1 protein-coding gene and 2 pseudogenes are annotated in these 2,991 nt (G+C 57.8%); 1 reads left to right on the top strand and 2 read right to left on the bottom strand.

Annotated features, from left to right (window positions below):
- Window positions 1–284 (top strand): annotated as a pseudogene (locus IGS51_RS16235) (hypothetical protein); the annotation flags it as partial.
- Between the two features lie 3 nt (window positions 285–287).
- Here IGS51_RS16235 and IGS51_RS16230 read toward each other — a convergent pair.
- Window positions 288–1,474, bottom strand: a pseudogene (locus tag IGS51_RS16230) (M20 family metallopeptidase).
- Window positions 1,475–1,907: 433 nt separating this feature from the next.
- Window positions 1,908–2,693 carry an ABC transporter ATP-binding protein gene (locus tag IGS51_RS16225; protein ID WP_367279362.1) on the bottom strand — a complete coding sequence of 262 codons (786 nt, stop codon included), beginning with the start codon at window positions 2,691–2,693 and terminating at the stop codon, window positions 1,908–1,910.
- Window positions 2,694–2,991 lie beyond the last annotated feature (298 nt).

The raw sequence follows: 2,991 nt of genomic DNA, 5'->3' as shown, positions 1-2,991 counted from the left end.
CCGCTGTCGGCAATTCCCCTGGAACTTCCACGCCTACCAATCCTGCTACGCCGGACAATTTCGCCCCGGCAGTTCCCGCGCCTGCTCTCTATCCGGCGGGAACCCTCGCCCCAGCGAACCCCGCCCCCGTAAATTCTGCACCCGTGAATTCCGCCCCGCTGCGATCGCCGCTAAACCTGCCAGCGCCCAACCCAGCGCCCCTCAATCTACCGCCCCAAAACAATTCACCTGAACTGCCAGGGCCAGTCGGCCGCCGCCAGCGTGTGTTCCTGCCGCCTGCCTGACCCCTAGCGACAGAACTGCTCAACACAGCGAACGAAGATTTCCACACCCAGACCCAACGCCGTTTCGTCGAAGTCGAAGCGGGGATGATGGTGCGGGTAGGCCAACCCCCGGTCGATGTTGGCGGAGCCGAGGAAGAAATAGCAGCCGGGGACTTCCTGCAAAAAGAAGGACATATCTTCGCCGCCCATCGTCTGGCAATCGGGCACTACGCCAGCGGGCGTTTCCACCACGTCTTCAGCCACCGAGCGGATCAGGTGGGCGATCGCCCCATCGTTGATTACGGGCGGATAGAGCCGGTGATAGGTGAACTCGTAGGTCGCGCCGTGGCTCTGGCAGGTGCCCGCAATGATGTCCTCAATGCGGCGATCGAAAAAGTGCGCCAGCGCCGGGTCGAAATAGCGCACCGTGCCCCGCAGGTAGGCGCTGTCGGCAATCACATTGCTGGCTTTGCCCGCCTCAAATTTGCCCACCGTCACCACGCCCGATTGCAGCGGGTCGAGATTTCGCGCCACGATAGTTTGCAGCGCCGTCACCACCTGCGCCCCCACCAGGATCGAATCCACCGTCTGATGCGGCATCGCGCCGTGGCCGCCGCGCCCGTGAATCGTGCATTCAAATAGCTCCACCGCCGCCATCATCGCGCCTGCGCGGATGCCCACCTTGCCCAGCGGCAGATTGTTCCACAGGTGTAGCCCGATGATCGCGTCCACATCGGGATTTTTCAGCACGCCCGCCGCCACCATCGGCTGCGCTCCGCCGGGCCCTTCCTCCGCCGGCTGAAAGATAAACTTGACCGTGCCCGCAAAGTCCCGATGCTGCGACAGGTAATAGGCCGTGCCAAGGGCGATCGCCACATGTCCATCGTGCCCGCAGGCGTGCATCCGCCCGTCGTGCTTTCCTCCTGAATCGGCAGCGCGTCCATGTCCGCACGGATCGCCAGCACCGGCCCAGGGCGATCGCCCTCCACCAGCGCCACAATGCCCGTTTGCGCCACGCCCGTCTGATGCTCGATGCCCCACTCGCGCAGCTTGGCGGCAATAAACTCTGCCGTGAACTGCTCCTGAAAACCCAGCTCCGGCCGCTGATGAAGCTGTCGCCGCCACACCGCAAGCTGGGGCAGCAACGCACGAATCTGGAGCCGGATGCGAGACGTATCAACCGAAGGCGAGGCAGTAACGGTAAACACCATATCCAGATTTTTGTACAAAAAGTAATCTTGGCAGTCCTTTATCTCTTAGGCTAGCTGACCTAAACAGAACTGTGAGGAAGGCTTTGCTGAAAAAAGCAAAGAATCTACAAGAACACAGACTCGAATATTGAATATTGAGCAATTTTTGGTGTACAATAGTACTAGACAGATATAAAAATGAAATCTGCAAGCTACATCATATTTGGTTCACTTGTTCTGACAACTTGGATTGTGCTTTTACTTGTTTTTGAAGGAAAGCTGGAAACGCGCGTAAAAGTACCAAACGTTGAGTTTGACTTTTTGGTTGAGTCCTCAAAATAGAATTCGACCAGACTGTATAAGTTGTCATCTTTTAGGACTTACCGCTTTGGGTCAGTCCTTTTTTGTTGGGTAAATTGCCTCAAAGTGGCTTTTTCAGTTTTTCCTTAAAGCCTTAAAGTTCTCGCAGCTCGTGCAAAATCTCCCGCTTGAGGCTTAGAAACTCCGGGGAGAGCTTGAGGTCTAGATCGCGCTGTTCGGGCAGGTCGATGGGGACTTCCTGCTTCAGGCGGCCGGGGCGGCTGCTCATGACGTAGACGCGCTGCGACAGGTAGATGGCTTCTTCGACATCGTGGGTGATCATCAGCACGGTGATGTGGGTCTGCTGCCAGAGGGTTTGCAAAAATTGCTGCATCTGCTCTTTGGTCTGGGCGTCGAGTGCGCCGAAGGGTTCGTCCATCAGCAGCACTTCGGGTTCGGTGGCCAGGGCGCGGGCGATCGCCACTCGCTGCTTCATGCCGCCAGAAAGCTGCTTGGGATAGGCTCCGGCAAACTGCGTCAGCCCGACGGTGTGGAGATAGTAGGCGACGCGCTCTTGCTGCTGCGCTTTGGGTATCTTTTGCAGTTGCAGCCCAAAGGCAACGTTTTGCGCCACCGTCAGCCAGGGGTAAAGTGTGTAGCTCTGAAATACCATGCCCCGGTCGGCTCCTGGCCCCGGCACCACCTGCCCGTCTACCCGCACTTCCCCGCTAGAGGGCGGCACCAGCCCTGCCACAATATTCAGCAGGGTAGACTTGCCGCAGCCCGAAGCCCCCACCAGACAGACAAACTCACGCGGAAAAATCTCCAGGTTAATCTCGTCTAAGACTTGAAGCAGCTTGCCCTGTACCCGATAGGACTTGGACACCTGGCACACTTCGAGCTTGGGCAGCACGGCAGATTTAGCGGCAACGTCAGGCATGGAGGGCGATCGCCCAATCAAGCTGGGCCTCATCAAGGACGGAGAACTGCCAAAAGTATAGCCCTCGCCCCCGCCCCGTTTGGTACTTTAGGTGTCAGGGGAAAGGCTCAGGATTCAGGCGTGACAATCCAAAATCCCCAACCCAAAATCCAAAATCCAAAATCCCCAATCCAAAATCCCCAATCCAAAATCCCCAATCCAAAATCCAAAATCCCTCCATGACCGCTCCCTCCATCCCCCCTATCCCCCCCACCCCCAAACAATACCTCCAGCCCTCCGTCTTCTGGGGCATTCGTCA

The sequence above is a fragment of the Thermoleptolyngbya sp. M55_K2018_002 genome (genome assembly GCF_015295965.1).
GTDB classification, from domain to species: domain Bacteria; phylum Cyanobacteriota; class Cyanobacteriia; order Elainellales; family Elainellaceae; genus Thermoleptolyngbya; species Thermoleptolyngbya sichuanensis.
The sequence above is the reverse complement of the archived record's forward strand: the minus strand, read 5'-3'. Positions and strand labels throughout refer to the sequence as shown.